Below are 17,621 nucleotides of genomic sequence, written 5' to 3' on the forward strand. Positions count from 1 at the left end.
CTGCTACGGCGTCAGTACGACCTTGCCCGCGACCGTTCCCGACTCGGCGAGGCGCAGGGCGTCGGAGACTCGGGCCAGCGGCAGCCGGGCCGCGATCTGCGGTGTGACCTCGCCGCGCTCCACGGCGGCGAAGACCTGGGAGAGGTCGGTGCGCAGCTGGGCGCGGAAGCGGCTCTTGTTCAGGGCGCGCCCGGCCCAGACGTTGAAGAAGTAGGCGTGGCGGCCGTTGGGCAGCGCGTTCCACACCCAGACCCGGCCGAGGATCTTGAGCACGGGCAGCTGCTTGGAGCCCTCGTCGTCGCGGGTGGCGGCGCTGCCGTAGGAGACGAGGGTGCCGCCGGGGGCGAGGAGGCGCCAGGAGCGGACGACGCTCTCGGCGCCGACGTGGTCGAAGACCGCGTCCACCCCGCGCGGGGCGATGTCGCGGACCCGGGCGGCGAGGTCCGGGGTGCGGTAGTCGATGGGCTCGACGCCCTGCTCGCGCAATGCGTCGTGGTGGCGCGGTGATGCCGTGCCGATCACGTACACGCCCATCGCGCGGGCGAGTTGGACCAGGACCGTGCCGACACCGCCGTTGGCGCCGTGCACCAGGATCGTCTGGCCCGCGCGGACCCGGGCCTTGCGGTGCAGCATCTGCCAGGCGGTGATGCCGTTGACCACCACGGTCTCGGCCTCCGCCGCGCCGACCCCGGCCGGCACCGGCACCACGTCGGCCGCGTCGACCAGCACATGGCTGGCCCAGCCGCCGACCTTCACCAGCGCGGCCACCCGGGTGCCGACCAGGCCCGCTTCCACGCCGGCGCCGGCGCTCTGAACAGTGCCTACCAGGTCGTAGCCGGGGACGAAGGGGAACGGGGGCTGGTCGTAGTACCGGCCGCGGCGCATCTGCTGCTCGGCGAAGGAGACCCCGGTCGCCTCCATCCGGATCACGACCTGGCCGGGGCCCGCGACGGGGACGGCTCCGTGCCGGACCTCCAGGCCCTCGGGCTCGACCTTGCCCGGCAGGACGACCTCGACGAGTGCGTCGGTGGTGTTGTTCATGGCGACCTCCAGTGTGAGCTGTGGCGAGCTATGCGCTTTCGTGTTCGTTATAGGTTGTAACGCACGCTAGAAGGGGTCGTCAAGTGCAATCGTGATACCTTCTAACTGAAGCTTGAGTGTGTAGTCCCGTGAGTGTGGAAGGCGGCCGGTCATGGCGGAAACAGGCACGAGGACTCCGCGTGAGCGCTACCGCGACCAGGTGCGTACGGAGATCAAGGACCACGCGCGGGAGCAGATCGCCACGGCGGGCGCCTCCGCGCTCTCCCTCAACGGCATCGCCAAGCGGATGGGCATGAGCGGGCCCGCGCTCTACCGCTACTTCGCCAGCCGGGACGACCTGATCACCGAACTCGTCCGGGACGCCTACCGCAGCCTCGCCGACACCTTCCGCACGGCCGCCGAGACCGGCACCGACCTGCCCGGACTGGCCCACACCCTGCGCGCATGGGCCCTCGACGACCCCCAGCGGTACTTCCTCGTCTACGGCACCCCCGTCCCCGGCTACCACGCGCCCGACGACATCACCGGCATCGCGTCCGAGATCATGACGACCCTGCTGGACGCCTGCGCCGCCGCAGACCGGACGGACGGTCCCGCGACACCGTTCGAGACGCATCTCGCGGACCATTGCGACTGGGCGGGCGACCACCCCGCCCCTCCCGTGGCCCTCCACCGGGCCCTGACGTTCTGGACCCGCCTGCACGGCGTCCTCTCCCTGGAACTCGCGGGCCACTTCACCGGCATGGGCTTCGACCCCGCCGAGCTCTTCGCGTCCGAACTGGCGGGGCTGGTGGAGCGGCGGGGAGGCGCGCCCCGCTGACCCGACCGGCTTGCTCCAGCCGGCCCGCCGGTGTGGCGACGCCGTTGTGAAGATCGGATTGGGGACACTCGCGGTCCGGCGCCGCGCGGGCGGCGGGTTCCCTGTCTGGCTGGAGAAACGTGGTGCGACTTCCCCTGCTGCGGGCCGCATTGGCGGCCTCGGTGCTCGTGGCGTCCGGAACGGCCGCGGCCGCCCCGGTCCGGGCGGACGGCAAGCCCCGGGCCCGGGCCGTCGACGATCTCGCGCGGTACGTCAACCCGTTCGTGGGCACCGCCCCCGGCGGCCCCGACTTCGGCCACGGCGGCGGCGCGGGCAACACCTTCCCGGGAGCCTCGGCCCCGCTCGGCGGGATGCAGTGGAGCCCCGACACCGTGACGTACCAGCACGGCGGCTACTCCTACGGCGACAACCGCATCCGCGGCTTCAGCCTCGCGCACATCTCCGGAGCCGGCTGCGCCGCCTACGGCAACGTCCCCTTCATGCCCACCCAGGAGGCCGCACCGCCAGCCTACGCCACGTTCTCGCACACCAACGAGCAGGCGGCGCCCGGCAGTTACCACGTCACCTTCGACAACGGCATCGGCACCGACCTGACCACCACCCAGCGCTCGGGCATCGCCCGCTTCACCTACCCGGCCACCGACACCCGCCCCGCCTCGGTGAGCATCGACGCGGCCAAGGCGTTCACCGCGGCCACCGGATCGGTCGACATCGGTACCGACACGCTGTCCGGGTACAGCGACAGCGGCGCCTTCTGCAAGTCCAAGAACCGCTACCGGCTCTACTTCCACGCCACCTTCGACCAGCCCTTCGCCCAGTCCGCCCACCCGGACGGCAAGGCCGGCGCGGCCATGGTCACCTTCGCCCCCGGCGTGCGCACCGTGACCGCCCGGGTCGGCGTCTCCTTCGTCGACGTCGAGGGCGCCCGCCGCAACGCGCTCACCGAGCAGGCGGCGCGGTCGTACGACACCGTCCGACAGGCCGTGCGCGACGACTGGAACACCTGGCTGAACCACGTCAGCGTCGGCGGAGGCACGGACGCCCAGCGCCGCGTCTTCTACACCGCGCTCTACCACGCCCTCCTGCACCCCAGCGTCTTCAGCGACACCGACGGCCGCTACACCGGCATGGACGGCCTCGTCCACCGCACCCGCACCGGTCATGTGCAGTACGCGAACTTCTCCGGCTGGGACATCTACCGCTGCCAGATCCAGCTGCTGGCGCTGCTCGCCCCGCGCGAGGCCTCCGACATCGCGCAGTCCGTCCTCAACCAGGGCCTGCAGGCCGGGTACTTCGACCGCTGGACCCTCGCGAACGGCGGCAGCGGTGTCATGGTCGGCGACCCGCTGCCCGCCATCGCGTCCACGATCCACGCCTTCGGCGGGACCGACTTCGACGCCGCCGTCCTGCTGCGCACGGCCCTCGCGGACCGCCAGGACGACCGGCAGCGTCCCGGACACACGCAGTACGACACCCTCGGCTACGTCCCCGCCGGCACCAAGGGGGTGTGGGGCTCGGTCTCCACCACCCTCGAATACGCCGTCGCCGACTACGCGCTGGCCCAACTCGCGCACCGGCTGGGGGACTTGACCGCCTACAGCACCCTGCTGCGCGCCTCCGGGAACTGGCGCAACCTCTTCAACCCCGCCACCGGCTACATCCAGCCCCGCGCCGCCGACGGCAGCTGGCCGGCCTTCACCCCGGCCCAGAAGACGGAGTACGTGGAGGGCAACGCGGCCCAGTACACCTGGATGGTGCCGCAGGACCTGCCGGGACTGTTCACCGCCATGGGCGGCGACTCCGCCGTCACCACCCGCCTCGACACCTTCTTCAGCAGCCTCAACGCGGGCGCCTCGGAGCCCTACGCCTACCTCGGCAACGAGCCCTCCTTCGGGGCCCCTTGGGCGTACACCCACGTCGGCCGCGCGGACCGCGCCGGGGCCGTTGTCCACCGCGCGCTGTCCACGCTGTTCAGCGACGTACCCGGCGGCCTGGTCGGCAACGACGACCTCGGCGCCATGTCGGCCTGGGCGGTGTGGGCGAGCCTGGGCCTGTACCCCGAGATCCCCGGCAGCGCCCAACTCACCCGCACCGCACCCCTGTTCACCGCCGCCGCTGTCCACCGGGGCGACGGCACCACGCTCACGGTCGGCCCGGCGTCGCCCAGGCACTCGCTCCGGCAGCCGCCCAAGCACTCACTGCGGTAGCGGACTTCGTACGGGACGGGCGGCCGGTCCGGGAACGGCCGTCACCTCGGTCGGTGCGAGTGCGCCGTGCGGTCCGTCGCACTCCACCACCACCCGTACCGGCGCCCCGCACGCGGTGTGCCGGACGTCGAGGACCTGGCCCCCGGGGTCGGCGGCATACGTCTCGCCCCACTGCCGCAGGGCCATGAGGATGGGCCACAGGTCACGGCCCTTGCCCGTCAGCCGGTACTCGTTGCGCGTCCGGCTCCCCGCCTCCTGATAGGGCACGGTCGTCAGGATGCCGGCCGCGACCAGCTTGCGGAGCCGGTCGGACAGCACCGCGTCCGAGAGCCCGATATGGCGCCTGAAGTCGTCGAAACGGCGGACCCTGATGAAGGCGTCCCGCAGGATCAGCAGGGTCCACTTCTCGCCGACGAGATCGAGCGTGCTCTGGACCGGACAGTTCTCCGTGCTCACATCGAGCCATTCCATGCCGCCACCATAGCCACCTGGCTCTGTCATTGACAGTCAGCTGCGACGGGATCTAGCTTCTATTGAAGAAGCCAGCAGAGGAGGCAGTACCGCATGGGACGGTCACGCATGTACGAGTGGCAGGATCCGGGGATCTCGGCAGCCGCCGTGGGAAAGACCACGGGTCTGGAGTTCCTGCGCGAAGTGATCGCCGGACAGCTCCCCGCGGCGCCCATCGGCGCCACCCTGAACTTCACCGTCGACGAGGTGGAGTTCGGGCGCGCGGTGTTCTCCCTGATACCGGGGGAGGAGCACTACAACCCCATCGGCAGTGTGCACGGCGGAGTCTTCGCCACCCTGCTCGACTCCGCCGCCGGCTGCGCGGTGCAGTCGACGCTCCCGGAGGGCATGGGCTACACCTCGCTCGACCTGACCGTGAAGTTCCTGCGCCCGGTCACCGCCGACACCGGGCGGATCCGCGCCGTCGGCACCGTCCTCAACGGCGGACGGCGCACCGCGCTCGCCCAGTCCCAGCTGTTCGACGAGAGGGACCGGCTGCTCGCCCACGCCACCAGCAGCTGCCTGCTGTTTCCCGTGCCCTGACCGTGCCCTGACCGGAAACAGTCGTAGAAGAGGAGTCCGCCTGTCCCCCGCGCAGGCGGATCCGTACCGTCAACTCCCTTGATCCTTACGGTCGCGGGCCTTGCAGGCACGCTGTGAAGTTTGCCGCAAGCCGTTGCCGTGGTGCTATGGGGAGAAGTACGTACGTGCAGGTGACACGGCGGGATCGTGAGGGCGTATGACGGTCGGGGTGACCGGGGCGTACGAGCGCATGCTGGCGGTCGCGGTGGCGGCGCTGCACGAACGGGATCCCGCACGGCTGTGGCCGATGGTCGCCGCGGCGCTGCCCGGCCTGTGCGGGGGCGAGGCGCTGATCTACAAGCTCGGCGAGTGGACGGACCGGACCGGCGCGATGGGGCTCTCGCCCGCCGCCGCGGCACACCTCGGGGGGATCGACGACGAGGCGATGGCGGTACTGCGCCGGGGCTACCCCTTCGCGGACCACTACGTCACGGCCGGTGCCGCCCGCCGCCCCGGAACCGCCCACCGGATGGCCGGCAAGGGCTGGGCCGACAGCCGTATGGCGGGCACGATCAGCCGCCTGATGGACGCCGACCACGTCCTCGCCGTCCCGCTGCCGGGCACGGCCACCCCGGTCACCGGCGCCCTCGTCTACCGGGCCGGCGCCGACTTCACCGAGGACCACGTCCGGGCCGCCGAAATGATCCAGCCCCTGCTGGCCGGCGTGGAACAACAGCGGCAACTCCTCGAACGCTGGCGCGCCACCCAGACCCCGCCCGAGATACCCGAGAACTGCCGCCTCACGCCCCGCCAGGTCACCGTCCTGCTGCTCCTCGCCGACGCCCTCACCGCCTCGGCCATCGCCCACCGCCTCGGCATCTCCGTGCGCACGGTGCACAAGCACGTCGAGAGCCTGTACCGGAAACTGGGCACACGCGACCGGGTGAGTACGGTGCTACGGGCGCAGGAGATCGGCCTGCTCCCACCCCGCACGGGACGCTGAACCCCCGAGCCGCCGCACCGACAGGAGCCCACCTTCGTGACGTACGACATCACCGCCCTGCGCGCCCTGTTCCCCGCCCTCAGCACCGGAACCGCCCACTTCGACGGGCCCGGCGGCACCCAGACACCCCGCCCGGTCATCGAGGCCATCACCCGCGCTCTGTCGAACCCCCTCTCCAACCGGGGCCAGGTCACGGCGGGGGAGCGCAACGCCGACACCATCGTCACCGGCGCCCGCGAGGCCATGGCCGACCTCCTCGCCGCGGACCCGGCGGGCATCGTCTTCGGCCGCAGTGCCACGCAGCTGACCTACGACCTCGCCCGCACCCTCGCCAAGTCATGGGCGCCCGGCGACGAGGTCGTCGTAACCCGTCTCGACCACGACGCCAACATCCGCCCCTGGACACAGGCGGCCGAGCGGGTCGGCGCCACCGTCCGCTGGGCGGACTTCGACCCGGCGACCGGTGAACTGACCCCCGCCCACCTCCGCGCCGCCCTCTCCGCACGCACCCGGCTGGTCGCCGTCACCGCCGCCTCCAACCTGATCGGCACCCGGCCCGCGATCCCCGAAATGGCGCGCCTGGCACACGAGGCGGGAGCGCTGTTCCACGTCGACGGCGTCCACTACACCGCGCACGCCCTGGTCGACCTCGGGCAGCTCGGCGCGGACTTCTTCGTGTGCTCGCCGTACAAGTTCCTCGGCCCCCACCTCGGCGTCCTCGCCGCCCGGCCCGAACTGCTGGAGACCCTGCGCCCGGACAAGCTGCTCCCCTCCTCCGACGCGGTCCCCGAGCGCTTCGAACTCGGCACCCTGCCCTACGAGTTGCTCGCCGGCACCAGCGCGGCGGTCGACGTCCTCGCGGGCCTCGACGAGGGGGCCACCGGGAGCCGTCGCGAGCGCCTGTCGGCCAGTCTCGCCGCACTCCACCGGCACGAGGAGGTCCTGCGCACGCTCATCGACCAGGGGCTCGCCGCCCTGGACGGCATCACCGTCCACTCCAACGCGGCCGAGCGCACCCCCACCGTGCTCCTGACCTTCGACGAGACCTTCGGCGCGCAGGGCACACAGGACGCCTCCCGCTTCCTCGCGGAACGCCACGTCCACGCGCCCTCCGGCTCCTTCTACGCCATCGAGGCCTCCCGCCGCCTCGGCCTGGGCGACTCCGGAGGCCTGCGTATCGGCCTCGCGCCCTACACCGACAGCGAGGATGTCGATCGACTTCTGACCGGACTGGAGCTGTTCCTGAAGCGGCCGTAGCGATGATGGAAAAAAGAGGTGCCCGATGACGGGATAATGATGGATTCCACCCCTTCAACAATGCCCTGCGCCGCACCTACCGTTACGCCCAGGTAAACGGCCTGGTCGCCGGTCGATCGGCGCTTCGGACCAGGCAGGACGGTCGCGAGGGTTTCTGGAGGGAGAAGGCAATGGCGCCTGCGGAACTACTCATCGGAAGCCGGTGGCAGACATCGGCGGGGGAGGGACGGACCCGGGACGTCACGTCCCCCTTCGACGGCTCGACCGTCGGCACCGTGGCGGTGGCGGGACCCGAGGACGTCGAGCGGGCCCTCACCGCGGCCGAGCGGGGCGCCGCGACATGGCGGCGCACCCCCGCCCACGAACGCATGACGATCCTGCTGCGTGCGGCGGAACTCGCCGACCAGCGGGCCGCCGAGATCGCGCGGACCATCAGCTCCGAGTCGGGCAAGACCATCACCGAGGCCACCGGCGAGGCGTCACGCTCCGGCGACCTGATCCGGCTCGCCGCCTTCGAGGGCACCCAACTCTACGGCGAGACACTGCCGTTGGACGCCAACCGCGGCACCGGCCAGGACAAGGTCGGCTTCACCCTGCGCCAGCCGTGCGGAGTGGTCGTGGCCATCACGCCGTTCAACTACCCCGCGCTGCTCGTGCTCCACAAACTCGCCCCCGCGCTCGCGGCCGGAAACGCGGTCGTCCTCAAGCCGGCCACCTCCACCCCGCTGACCGCGCTCGCCCTCGCCGAGTGCTTCGTGGACGCCGGACTCCCCGAGGGCGTGCTCTCGGTGCTCGTCGGCTCCGGCGGTGTGCTCGGGGACCTCCTCGTGACCGACCCCCGGGTACGGAAGATCTCCTTCACCGGCTCCACCGCGACCGGCGAACACATCGCCCGCGTCGCCGGCGTCAAGAAGCTCTCCCTCGAACTGGGCGCCTCCTGCCCCGTCGTCGTCCTTCCCGACGCCGACATCGAACTCGCCGCCAGCGCCGTCGCGTTGGGCGGCTACGTCAACGCCGGACAGGTGTGCATCTCCGTCCAGCGCGTGATCACCCACCCGTCGATCACCGGCGACTTCCTCGACGCCCTGGTCCCCAAGGTCAAGGCCATCAGGACCGGCGACCCGTCCTCCGCCGACACCACCATGGGCTCCCTCATCACGACCGCCGAGGCGGAACGCGTGGAGCGGGCCATCGCCCAGGCGGGCGCGGACGGCGCCCGCATCCTGACCGGCGGCGAGCGCGACGGGACCGTGGTCAGCCCGGCCGTCGTGGCCGACGTCGACCCCAACTCCCCCTTCAGTCAGCAGGAGTTGTTCGGACCCGCCGTCGCCGTCAGCTCGGCCGCCGACTGGGAGTCCGCCATCGCCCAGGCCAACGGCACCGCCTACGGCCTCGGCGCCGGCATCTTCACCTCCGACATCGCGGGCGCCGTCCGCGCCATCCGGGAGATCGACGCCGGCTCCGTCCACATCAACTGGACGCCCCTGTGGCGCGCCGACCTCATGCCGTACGGCGGCCTCAAGGGCAGCGGCTACGGCAAGGAAGGCCCGCGCGCCGCGGTGAGCGAGATGACCGAGGTCAAGACCATCGTCCTGCACGGCCGCCCGTGGTGATCCCGGCGCGTCCCCGTACATCCCCGCATTCAGGAGCCGACTCATGACCGACCGGACACAACAGGGCACGGTGCGCCTCACCGTGGCCCAGGCCGTCGTCACCTACCTCTCCCGCCAGTACTCCGTGGCCGACGGAGAGCGCCGCCGTCTCGTACCGGCCGCCCTCGGCATCTTCGGGCACGGCAACGTGGCCGGCCTCGGCCAGGCCCTCGACCAGCTCAGCGACCAACTCCCCTTCGTCCAGGGCCGCAACGAGCAGGCGCTCGTCCACATCGCGACCGCCTACGCCAAGGCCACCAAGCGGCACGCCACCCTCGCCGTCACCGCCTCCATCGGCCCGGGCGCCCTCAACATGGTGACCGGCGCGGGCCTCGCCACCGTCAACCGGCTGCCCGTCCTGCTGCTGCCCGGCGACACCTACGCAACTCGCCACCAGGGCCCGGTACTTCAGCAGCTCCAGCACCCGATCGAGGCCGACGCCTCGGTGAACGACGCCTTCCGGCCCGTCTCCCGCTTCTTCGACCGCATCACCCGCCCCGAGCAGCTCCTCACCGCGCTGCCCGCCGCGATGCGCGCGCTCACCGACGTCGACACCGGCGCGGTGGTCGTCTCCCTCCCGCAGGACATCCAGTCCCACGCCTACGACTACCCGGTGGCCTTCTTCGCCGAGCACGACTGGCCGATCCGCCGCCCCGCGCCGGACGCCGACGAGGTCGCGGTGGTCGCGCGACTGCTCGCCGAGGCCGAGAAGCCGCTGATCATCGCCGGTGGTGGCGTCGTGTACTCCGGTGCCACCGAGGAGTTGGAGGCGCTCGCCGAAGCGGCGGGTGTGCCCGTCGTGGAGACCTTCGCGGGTAAGGGCGCCGTCCAGCGCCGCGACTGGTGGCAGCTCGGCGGCATCGGCCTCGAAGGCACTCCGGCGGTCAACACCCTTGCCCGGGAAGCCGACTTCGTCCTCACCGTGGGCTCGCGGCTCACGGACTTCGCCACCGCCTCGCACTCCATCTTCCAGAACCCTGACGTGCGCTTCGCCGGCATCAACGTCAACGTGCACGACGCGGGCCGCCTCGGCGCGACCGGCATCGTGGCCGACGCCAAGCGGGCCCTCGCCGCGCTGACGGAGGTCGTACGGGCCAACGGCACGACCACGTCGGCCGGTTGGCAGGAGAAGGTACGCACCCTGGACGCGCGGTGGCAGGAGGAACGGAGTGCCGCGATCGACCCGGACACCCCCTTCGACCTCGCCTCGCTGCCCGCCGACTCCGACGTCGTGCGCGACACCGAAGCCGCCCTTACCCAGGGGCAGTTGATCGGTCTCCTCCAGGAGCACGCACGGTCCGGTGACACGATCATCGCGGCTGCCGGTGGCCCGCCCGGTGACCTGCAGAAGGTGTGGGACGCCACCGAAGGACGGTACGCCCACCTGGAGTTCGGCTTCTCCTGCATGGGCTACGAACTGCCCGCCGCGATCGGCGTCCGCTTCGCCGAACCGGACCCGGCCAAGCGCGTGCTGTCGCTGCTCGGCGACGGAACCTTCCTCATGGCGCCCACCGAACTGGTCACGGCCGCGCAGGAACGGCTCCCGATCACGATCGTGATCCCCGAGAACCACGGCTACCAGGTCATCCACCGACTCCAAATGGGCCGCAACGGACGGGAGTTCGGCAACGAGTTCCGCTACCGCGACGGCAGCCTGGAGATCGGCTCCGGCAAGTCCGCACGCCTGGAGGGGGACTACCTCCAGGTCGACCTCGTCAAGACCGCGGAGGGCCTCGGCGCACGCGCGCTCCGTGCCACGACCGCCGACGAGGTGCGTGCGGCGCTGGCCGACACCCGCGACCACAACGGCCCGGTCGTCCTGGTCGTCCCCGTGATCCCGCACGCCGACCTGCCCGGCGCCGGTGTGTGGTGGGACGTGGCCCCGGCCGAGGTCTCGGAGCAGGAGGCAGTCGCCCAGCTGCGCGCCGAGTACGAAGAGGGCCTCGCGTCCCAGAGGTGGTACGGATGACTCCCACAGCCCTGAATCGCTCGCCTCTCGACCACGGCCGCCTGCGCGCCCGACTCGCCGCCGGAGAGGCCACGTTGGGCACCTTCGTCGGCACCGCCTCCCCGGTCTCCGCAGAGGTGTGCGCCGCCGCCGGTGCCGACTGGCTGCTGCTCGACCTCGAACACGGCGCGGGCGGCGAGGAACAGGTCCGCACGACCGTCCCGGCCGCGGCGGCCTACGGTGTCCCGACCGTCGTACGCGTGGAGTCCGCCGAACGCATCCGCATCGGCCGCGTCCTCGACCTGGGCGCCGCCGGAATCATGCTGCCCCGCCTCGACACGGCGGCCGAAGTCACCGCCGCGCTAAGCCACTTGAGGTACCCACCCGCCGGGGACCGGGGCGTGGCCACGTACAACCGGGCCTGCCGTTTCGGCCTCGACGCCGGAGCCCTGGACCGGGAGGGCGAACTCCTCGGCGTGGTCCAGATCGAGTCGGCCAGTTCCCTGGCGGAGGTCGAGGCGATCGCCGCCCTGGACGGTGTCGACGTCCTGTTCGTCGGCCCCCGCGACCTCAGCCACGACCTCGGTGTGCCCGGCGATTTCGCCGCGCCGGTCTACCGGGAGGCGCTGGAGCGGGTCCGCAAGGCCGCCGCCGCACACGGCAAGGCCTGCGGGCTGCTCGTCCCCGACGGTGCGGCGGCAGCCGCCAAACGGGCCGAGGGCTGGACGTTCATCGGCATCGGCTCCGACGCGACTCTGCTCGCGGCCGCCCTGTCCGCCGCGCTCGGCGAGGCCCGGGCCCAGGACTCGCAGGTCTCTCAGGATTCCGAGGAGGCACGATCATGACCCCCGACACCCCGGGCGCCGCACGAGAGATCGGCGTCGGACTGATCAGCGTCGGCTGGATGGGCAAGCTCCACAGCCGCGCCTACCAGGCCCTCCCGTCCGTCTACCCCGAGCTGGGCATCAAGCCCCGCCTCGTCCACGCCGCCGACACCGCCGAGGACCGCGCGGCCTACGCCCGCGACGTCCTCGGCTACGCGCGGGCCGGCACCGACTACCGGGCAGTCCTCGACGACCCGGAGGTCGAGGTCGTCTCGATCTGCGCACCCAACCTCCTCCACCACGAGATAGGCATCGCCGCCGCCAAGGCCGGCAAGCCGTTCTGGATCGAGAAGCCCGTCGGACGCGGCGCCGAGGAGACCGCCGAGGTCGCCGCAGCCGCCCGCGCGGCTGGCGTCGTCACCTCCATCGGCTACAACTACCGCCACGCCCCCGCCGTCGAGCGCGCCCGCGAACTGATCGCCGAGGGCCGCCTGGGCCGTATCACCAACGTCCGCGCCACCTTCTTCTCCGGCTACGCCTCCGAACCCAAGGGCGCCCTGTCCTGGCGGTTCAAGCGGGACCTGGCAGGACACGGCGCGCTCGGCGACCTGCTCAGCCATGTCGTCGATCTCGTCAGCTATGTCGTCGCCCCGATCGACGAGGTCTCCGCCCTCACCAGCACCGTCTACACCGAACGCCCGATCCTCCCCATGGGCTCGGGCACGCACTTCGCGGTGATCGAGGACGGCGAGATGGAGGCCGTGGAGAACGACGACTACAGCGCCGCGCTCGTCCGCTTCCACGGCGGAGCCGTCGGCACGCTGGAGGCCTCGCGCATCATCGTCGGCCCGCAGTGCGGCATCGGCTTCGAGATCTACGGCACCGACGGCTCGGTCACCTGGAACTTCGAGCGCATGAACGAACTGCGCGTCGCCCTCGACCGCAGCGGCCCCCAGCAGGGCTACACCACCGTGCTCGGCAACGGCCACATGGGCGACTACGCCAGCTTCCAGCCGGGCCCTGGCAACAGCATGGGCTATGACGACCTCAAGGTGATCGAGGCCAAGAAGTTCCTCGCCGCCGTCGCGGGCATCGAACACCACAACTCGACGATCGAGGACGCGCACGCCGTCGCCGAGGTCATCGCGGCGGCCGCGGCCTCCGCGGAAAGCGGCGCCTGGCAGCCGGTGCCCGCGGTGCCGGGCGCCAACTTCGGTCATCCGGTGCGGAGTTGATCGTATGAGCAACCACGTCGTGGTGGGTCTCGGCCCCGTCGACACCGACACGGTGGGACCCGTCCTGGGGAAGGGGGTCACTTTTGTCACCGATCCCACGCCCGAGGACCTCGCGGTCGCCGAGGGCGCCATCGTCCGCGCCGACCGGCGGGTGGACGAGGAACTGCTGCGGCGTGCGCCACGGCTGCGGGTGATCGCCCGTACCGGTGTCGGCGTCGACCTGGTCGACGTGACGGCGGCCTCCGCCCGTGGCATCCCCGTGGTCATCACCCCCAACAGCGGCAGCCGGGCCGTGGCCGAGGGCGTCTTCGCCATGGCCCTGCACCTCACCAAGCGGCTGGCACCGCTCACCGAACTGGTCCGCGACGGCCGCTGGGCCGCCCGGAACACCGTCCCGGTCGGCGACCTCGACGGCGCCACCCTCGGCATCGTCGGCTACGGTCGCATCGGCCGCCGGGTCGGCGAACTGGCCGCCGCCTTCGGGATGTTGACGCACGCCTACGACCCTTTCAACCCGCCCCCGGCCGGACTCGCCTGTGCCGACCTCGGTGAACTGGCCGAGTCCAGCGACGTGTTGACCCTGCATGCCCCGCTCGTCGAGGAGACCCGGCACCTCGTCGACGAGCGGCTGCTGTCCCGCGTCAGACCGGGCGCGATCCTGATCAACTGCGGGCGCGGTGGGCTGCTGGACCTGGATGCCACTCTCGCCGCACTGGAATCGGGGCGGCTGGCGGGCGTAGGACTGGATGTGTTCGATCCGGAACCGGCTCTCTATCATCCACTGTTCGATCATCCCGATGTGGTTCTCACCCCTCATCTGATGGGTATGACGCGCCGGGCGATGACCTTGACCTTCGTCGACGCGGCGCGTGGTGTCGCGGACGTTCTCGCGGGCCGGCCGCCGGCCGCGGTCGCCAACTCCGACTGGAATCTCAGAAAGGCCACAGCATGACCACCTCCCCCCTCAACAGGATCGCGGGCGCTCCCATCTCGTGGGGCGTCTGCGAAGTGCCCGGCTGGGGCTACCAGTTGACGCCCGAGCGAGTGCTGAACGAGATGCGCGAGGTAGGCCTGTCCGCCACCGAGTTCGGCCCCGAGGGCTTCCTGCCCGCCGAGCCCGGCGCCATGGCCCGCACCCTCGCCGACCACGACCTGCACGCGGTCGGCGGCTTCACCCCGCTGCTGCTGCACGTGCCCGGCCACGACCCGCTGCCCGAGGCCGAGCAGCTCCTGGCGGGCTACGACGCCTCGAAGGCGGAGGTGCTGGTCCTGTCGGCCGTCACCGGCCAGGACGGCTACGACTCGCGTCCCGAACTCGACGCCGACGGCTGGAAGCTGCTGCTGTCCAACCTCGACCGGCTCGCCTCGCTCGCCGCCGAGCGCGGGGTGCGTGCCGTCCTGCACCCGCACGTCGGCACGATGATCGAGAACGGCGACGAGGTCCGGCGCGTCCTGGAGCACTCGGCGATCTCCCTCTGCCTCGACACCGGCCACCTCCTCATCGGCGGCACCGACCCGGCCGAACTCACCCGCCAGGCCCCCGAGCGGATCGCCCACACCCACATGAAGGACGTGGACGCCTCCCTCGCCGCCAAGGTCCAGGACGGTCAGCTCAGCTACACCGACGCCGTCCGCAAGGGCATGTACCGCCCGCTGGGCGCCGGCGACGTGGATGTGCAGGCCATCGTCACCCACCTCAGCGCCCGCGGCTACGACGGCTGGTACGTCCTGGAGCAGGACACCATCCTCACCGAGGAGCCCAAGGCGAAGGGCCCGGTCGAGGACGTGTGGGCCAGCGCCGAGCACCTGCGCTCGGTGCTGCGCGGCGTCGCCTAGCACGTATACGGGCCTGATGTGCTTTTGATGTGTTCTGAGGGATTGACTGATGTGCCGAAATGATCTCAGAATGCCGGAGCGATCGGGCGCCGCGTCTTTTCCGAGTGTGAGGAATCCAGGAAAAAGTAAATGACCGCTGACGAATTTCTGGCCACCTGCTGGACCACGGCGGGCGACGCCGCTCCGGACGAGGAGGATCAGCGCAGTCCGCTGAATCTGCGGGAACGGGTGGAAGCGGCGCGCGAGGCCGGATTCACCGCCTTCGGGCTGCTGTACGTGGACCTGGTGGAGGCCGAGCGTGAGTACGGAATGGCCGGGATCCGGTCGCTCTTCGCGGACAACGGGATCAACCACGTCGAGCTGGAGCTGCTGAGCGACTGGTGGGCGGACGGACCCCGGCGGGCCGCGTCGGACGAGATCCGGGCCGGCATGCTGAAGGCCATCGAGGCACTCGGCGCCCGCACGTTCAAGATCGGCCCCGACGTGGCGGACGAACCCTGGGACCTCGACGTCTGGGCCAAGGAGTTCGCCGTACTGGCCGCGCAGGCCGACGGGGTCGGCGCCCGGCTCGGCGTCGAGCCGCTGCCCTGGTCCAACCTGAAGACCGTGCACGACGGGCTACGGCTCGTCGAGGCCGCCGGTCACCCCGCGGGCGGCCTCATCATCGACGTCTGGCACACCGAGCGGGCCCACACCCCGCCCGCCGAACTGGCCGAGGTACCCGGTTCGCGGATCGTCGGCGTGGAACTCGACGACGCCGACAGCGACGTCGTCGGCACGCTCTTCGAGGACACCGTGCACCGCCGACGCCTGTGCGGGGAGGGCTCGTTCGACCTGCCCGGGGTCATCGCCGCGCTCCGCACGGCCGGCTTCCGCGGCCCCTGGGGCGTGGAGATCCTCTCCGACGCGCACCGCGCGCTGCCGGTCCGGGAGGCCGCCGCGGCGGCCTATAGGAGTGCCGCGGCACTTGTGAACTAAAAGGGCCACAGGGGTGGCGGGAACGAAACCACGGTCGTTCTCGCCACCCCTGTTTTCATTTCTATTTCGATGTACGGGGCACGTTTTGGCGGTCCTTGAGGAAATGTTCAGACATCTTGGCGTGATGTATAAATGATGTCATGACAAGCGTTGACCCTGGGGTGGCGTGACGGTTCTATCTCGTCATAAGCAACAGCCGTGTTAACGGCATGTGATCCTCCGCAGCACAGTGAGGTGCCGGAAAGATGGACCGTACATCCCACCCCCGCTCCCGCAGAATCGTCCCCGTCGTCGCTGCGGCCGCGGCCGCCGCACTGCTTGTGGCGGGCTGCTCCAGCAGCTCCGGCGGCAAGCAGTCCGACGACAGCGGGGCCGGTGTCTCGGCAGGCAAGGCCACCACACCCCGTATGACCGTCGCGATGATCACGCACGCGGCACCCGGTGACACCTTCTGGGACACGATCCGCAAGGGTGCCCAGGCCGCCGCGGCCAAGGACAACGTCAAGCTTGTCTACTCCAGCGACCCCAACGGGCCCAACCAGTCGAACCTGGTGCAGAACGCGATCGACCAGAAGGTCGACGGCATCGCGGTCACCCTCGCCAAGCCCGACGCCATGAAGTCCGTGGTGGCCACCGCCGAGAAGGCCGGCATCCCCGTCGTCGGCTTCAACACCGGCGTGCAGGACTGGAAGAAGCAGGGTCTGCTCGAATACTTCGGCCAGGACGAGAGCATCGCGGGCGAGGCATTCGGCCGCAAGCTCAACGCGGCCGGGGCCAAGCACACCATCTGCGTGATCATGGAACAGGGTCAGGTGGCCCTGGAGGCCCGCTGCGCCGGCGTGAAGAAGACCTTCACCGGCAAGACCGAGATCATCAACGTCAACGGCACGGACATGCCGTCGGTGAAGTCGACGATCACGGCCAAGCTCCAGCAGGACAAGACCATCGACTACGTGACCACGCTGGGCGCCCCGTTCGCGATGACCGCCATCCAGTCCATCGCCGACGCCGGCAGCAAGGCCAAGCTCGCCACCTTCGACCTCAACAAGGACGCGGTCGGCGCCATCAAGGCCGGCAAGATCCAGTGGGCCATCGACCAGCAGCCGTACCTCCAGGGCTACTTGGCGGTCGACTCGCTGTGGCTCTACAAGACCAACGGCAACTACAGCGGCGGCGGCCAGGAGCCGGTGCTGACCGGCCCGGCCTTCGTCGACAAGACCAACGTCGCCAAGGTCGCCGAGTTCGCCGCCAAGGGAACACGGTGACGCCCATGACCCAGACCACGGCACCGGCGACGGACTCCCCGTCGCCGGCTCCGCCGGTCCTTGAAAAGGACGGGCGGACCTCCGAACGGCCTTTGCTGGTCCAGTTGTTGGCCCGCCCCGAGGTCGGTGTCTTCCTCGGTGCGGCAGCGGTGTACGTGTTCTTCCTGATCGCTGCTCCGCCGGTGCGTGAGGGCGCGTCGATGGCGAACATCCTCTACGGTTCGTCGACCATCGGGATCATGGCGCTGCCGGTGGCGCTGCTGATGATCGGCGGGGAGTTCGACCTCTCCGCAGGCGTCGCGGTGATCACCTCCGCGCTGACCGCGTCGATGCTGAGCTACCAGCTCACCATGAACGTGTGGGTCGGTGTGATCGTCGCGCTCCTGGTCTCACTGGGGATCGGCTTCCTCAACGGCTGGCTTGTGGTGAAGACCGGTCTGCCGAGCTTCCTGATCACGCTGGGCAGCTTCCTGATCCTCCAGGGTGTCAACCTCGCCGTCACCAAGCTGGTGACGGGGAACGT

The 17,621-nt window shown here is 70.8% G+C and carries 16 protein-coding genes; 14 read left to right on the plus strand and 2 right to left on the minus strand.

Annotated features, from left to right (window positions below):
• Positions 1-3: 3 nt before the first annotated feature.
• Positions 4-1,041: a medium chain dehydrogenase/reductase family protein gene (locus ACIBJH_RS10000; RefSeq protein WP_399116346.1), complete on the minus strand. Its 1,038-nt coding sequence runs from the start codon at positions 1,039-1,041 to the stop codon at positions 4-6.
• A 151-nt stretch (positions 1,042-1,192) separates the two neighbouring features.
• Here ACIBJH_RS10000 and ACIBJH_RS10005 point away from each other — a divergent pair, with 151 nt between their 5' ends.
• Together ACIBJH_RS10005 and ACIBJH_RS10010 are read left to right on the plus strand one after the other, a co-directional pair.
• On the plus strand, positions 1,193-1,861 hold the full coding sequence (locus tag ACIBJH_RS10005; protein ID WP_399116347.1) for a TetR/AcrR family transcriptional regulator: 669 nt from the start codon (positions 1,193-1,195) through the stop codon (positions 1,859-1,861).
• A 119-nt stretch (positions 1,862-1,980) separates the two neighbouring features.
• The gene (locus tag ACIBJH_RS10010) at positions 1,981-4,068 is read left to right on the plus strand and encodes a GH92 family glycosyl hydrolase (RefSeq protein WP_399116348.1); all 2,088 of its coding nucleotides are present in this window, start codon (positions 1,981-1,983) and stop codon (positions 4,066-4,068) included.
• On the opposite strand, the gene ACIBJH_RS10015 is transcribed toward ACIBJH_RS10010, so the two are convergent.
• Entirely contained in the window at positions 4,057-4,539 is a 483-nt protein-coding gene (locus ACIBJH_RS10015) for a winged helix-turn-helix transcriptional regulator (protein WP_399116349.1), read from the minus strand. The genes ACIBJH_RS10010 and ACIBJH_RS10015 overlap by 12 nt on opposite strands.
• Positions 4,540-4,632: 93 nt before the next feature.
• Between ACIBJH_RS10015 and ACIBJH_RS10020 the strand changes: the two genes are divergently transcribed.
• From ACIBJH_RS10020 to ACIBJH_RS10075, 12 genes are all read left to right on the plus strand, one after another.
• Positions 4,633-5,121 carry a PaaI family thioesterase gene (locus tag ACIBJH_RS10020; protein WP_399116350.1) on the plus strand — a complete coding sequence of 163 codons (489 nt, stop codon included), beginning with the start codon at positions 4,633-4,635 and terminating at the stop codon, positions 5,119-5,121.
• A 196-nt stretch (positions 5,122-5,317) separates the two neighbouring features.
• Entirely contained in the window at positions 5,318-6,103 is a 786-nt protein-coding gene (locus tag ACIBJH_RS10025) for a response regulator transcription factor (protein WP_399116351.1), read from the plus strand.
• Between the two features lie 36 nt (positions 6,104-6,139).
• Positions 6,140-7,360 carry a cysteine desulfurase-like protein gene (locus tag ACIBJH_RS10030; RefSeq protein ID WP_399116352.1) on the plus strand — a complete coding sequence of 407 codons (1,221 nt, stop codon included), beginning with the start codon at positions 6,140-6,142 and terminating at the stop codon, positions 7,358-7,360.
• A gap of 170 nt (positions 7,361-7,530) precedes the next feature.
• A complete protein-coding gene (locus tag ACIBJH_RS10035) occupies positions 7,531-8,973 on the plus strand; it encodes an aldehyde dehydrogenase family protein (protein ID WP_399116353.1) in 1,443 nt (480 codons plus the stop codon).
• A 43-nt stretch (positions 8,974-9,016) separates the two neighbouring features.
• Positions 9,017-10,981, plus strand: a complete 1,965-nt coding sequence (gene iolD, locus ACIBJH_RS10040; protein WP_399116354.1) for a 3D-(3,5/4)-trihydroxycyclohexane-1,2-dione acylhydrolase (decyclizing) — start codon at positions 9,017-9,019, stop codon at positions 10,979-10,981.
• On the plus strand, positions 10,978-11,805 hold the full coding sequence (locus ACIBJH_RS10045) for an HpcH/HpaI aldolase/citrate lyase family protein (RefSeq protein ID WP_399116355.1): 828 nt from the start codon (positions 10,978-10,980) through the stop codon (positions 11,803-11,805). The genes iolD and ACIBJH_RS10045 overlap by 4 nt, the downstream gene beginning before the upstream one ends.
• Entirely contained in the window at positions 11,802-13,019 is a 1,218-nt protein-coding gene (locus ACIBJH_RS10050) for a Gfo/Idh/MocA family protein (protein ID WP_399116356.1), read from the plus strand. Before ACIBJH_RS10045 ends, ACIBJH_RS10050 begins: the two co-directional genes overlap by 4 nt.
• Positions 13,020-13,023: 4 nt before the next feature.
• Complete coding sequence (locus tag ACIBJH_RS10055; protein ID WP_399116357.1) at positions 13,024-13,971, plus strand: NAD(P)-dependent oxidoreductase; 948 nt, start codon at positions 13,024-13,026, stop codon at positions 13,969-13,971.
• Complete coding sequence (locus ACIBJH_RS10060) at positions 13,968-14,855, plus strand: sugar phosphate isomerase/epimerase (RefSeq protein ID WP_019068220.1); 888 nt, start codon at positions 13,968-13,970, stop codon at positions 14,853-14,855. Before ACIBJH_RS10055 ends, ACIBJH_RS10060 begins: the two co-directional genes overlap by 4 nt.
• 129 nt (positions 14,856-14,984) lie before the next feature.
• The gene (locus tag ACIBJH_RS10065) at positions 14,985-15,833 is read left to right on the plus strand and encodes a sugar phosphate isomerase/epimerase family protein (RefSeq protein WP_399116358.1); all 849 of its coding nucleotides are present in this window, start codon (positions 14,985-14,987) and stop codon (positions 15,831-15,833) included.
• 245 nt (positions 15,834-16,078) lie between these two features.
• A complete protein-coding gene (locus ACIBJH_RS10070) occupies positions 16,079-17,098 on the plus strand; it encodes a sugar ABC transporter substrate-binding protein (RefSeq protein ID WP_399116359.1) in 1,020 nt (339 codons plus the stop codon).
• 5 nt (positions 17,099-17,103) lie between these two features.
• On the plus strand, positions 17,104-17,621 hold a 518-nt coding region (locus ACIBJH_RS10075; protein ID WP_399116360.1), incomplete at its 3' end, for an ABC transporter permease.

It is taken from the genome of Streptomyces sp. NPDC050548, assembly GCF_044457385.1.
In the GTDB taxonomy this organism is placed as follows: Bacteria; Actinomycetota; Actinomycetes; order Streptomycetales; family Streptomycetaceae; genus Streptomyces.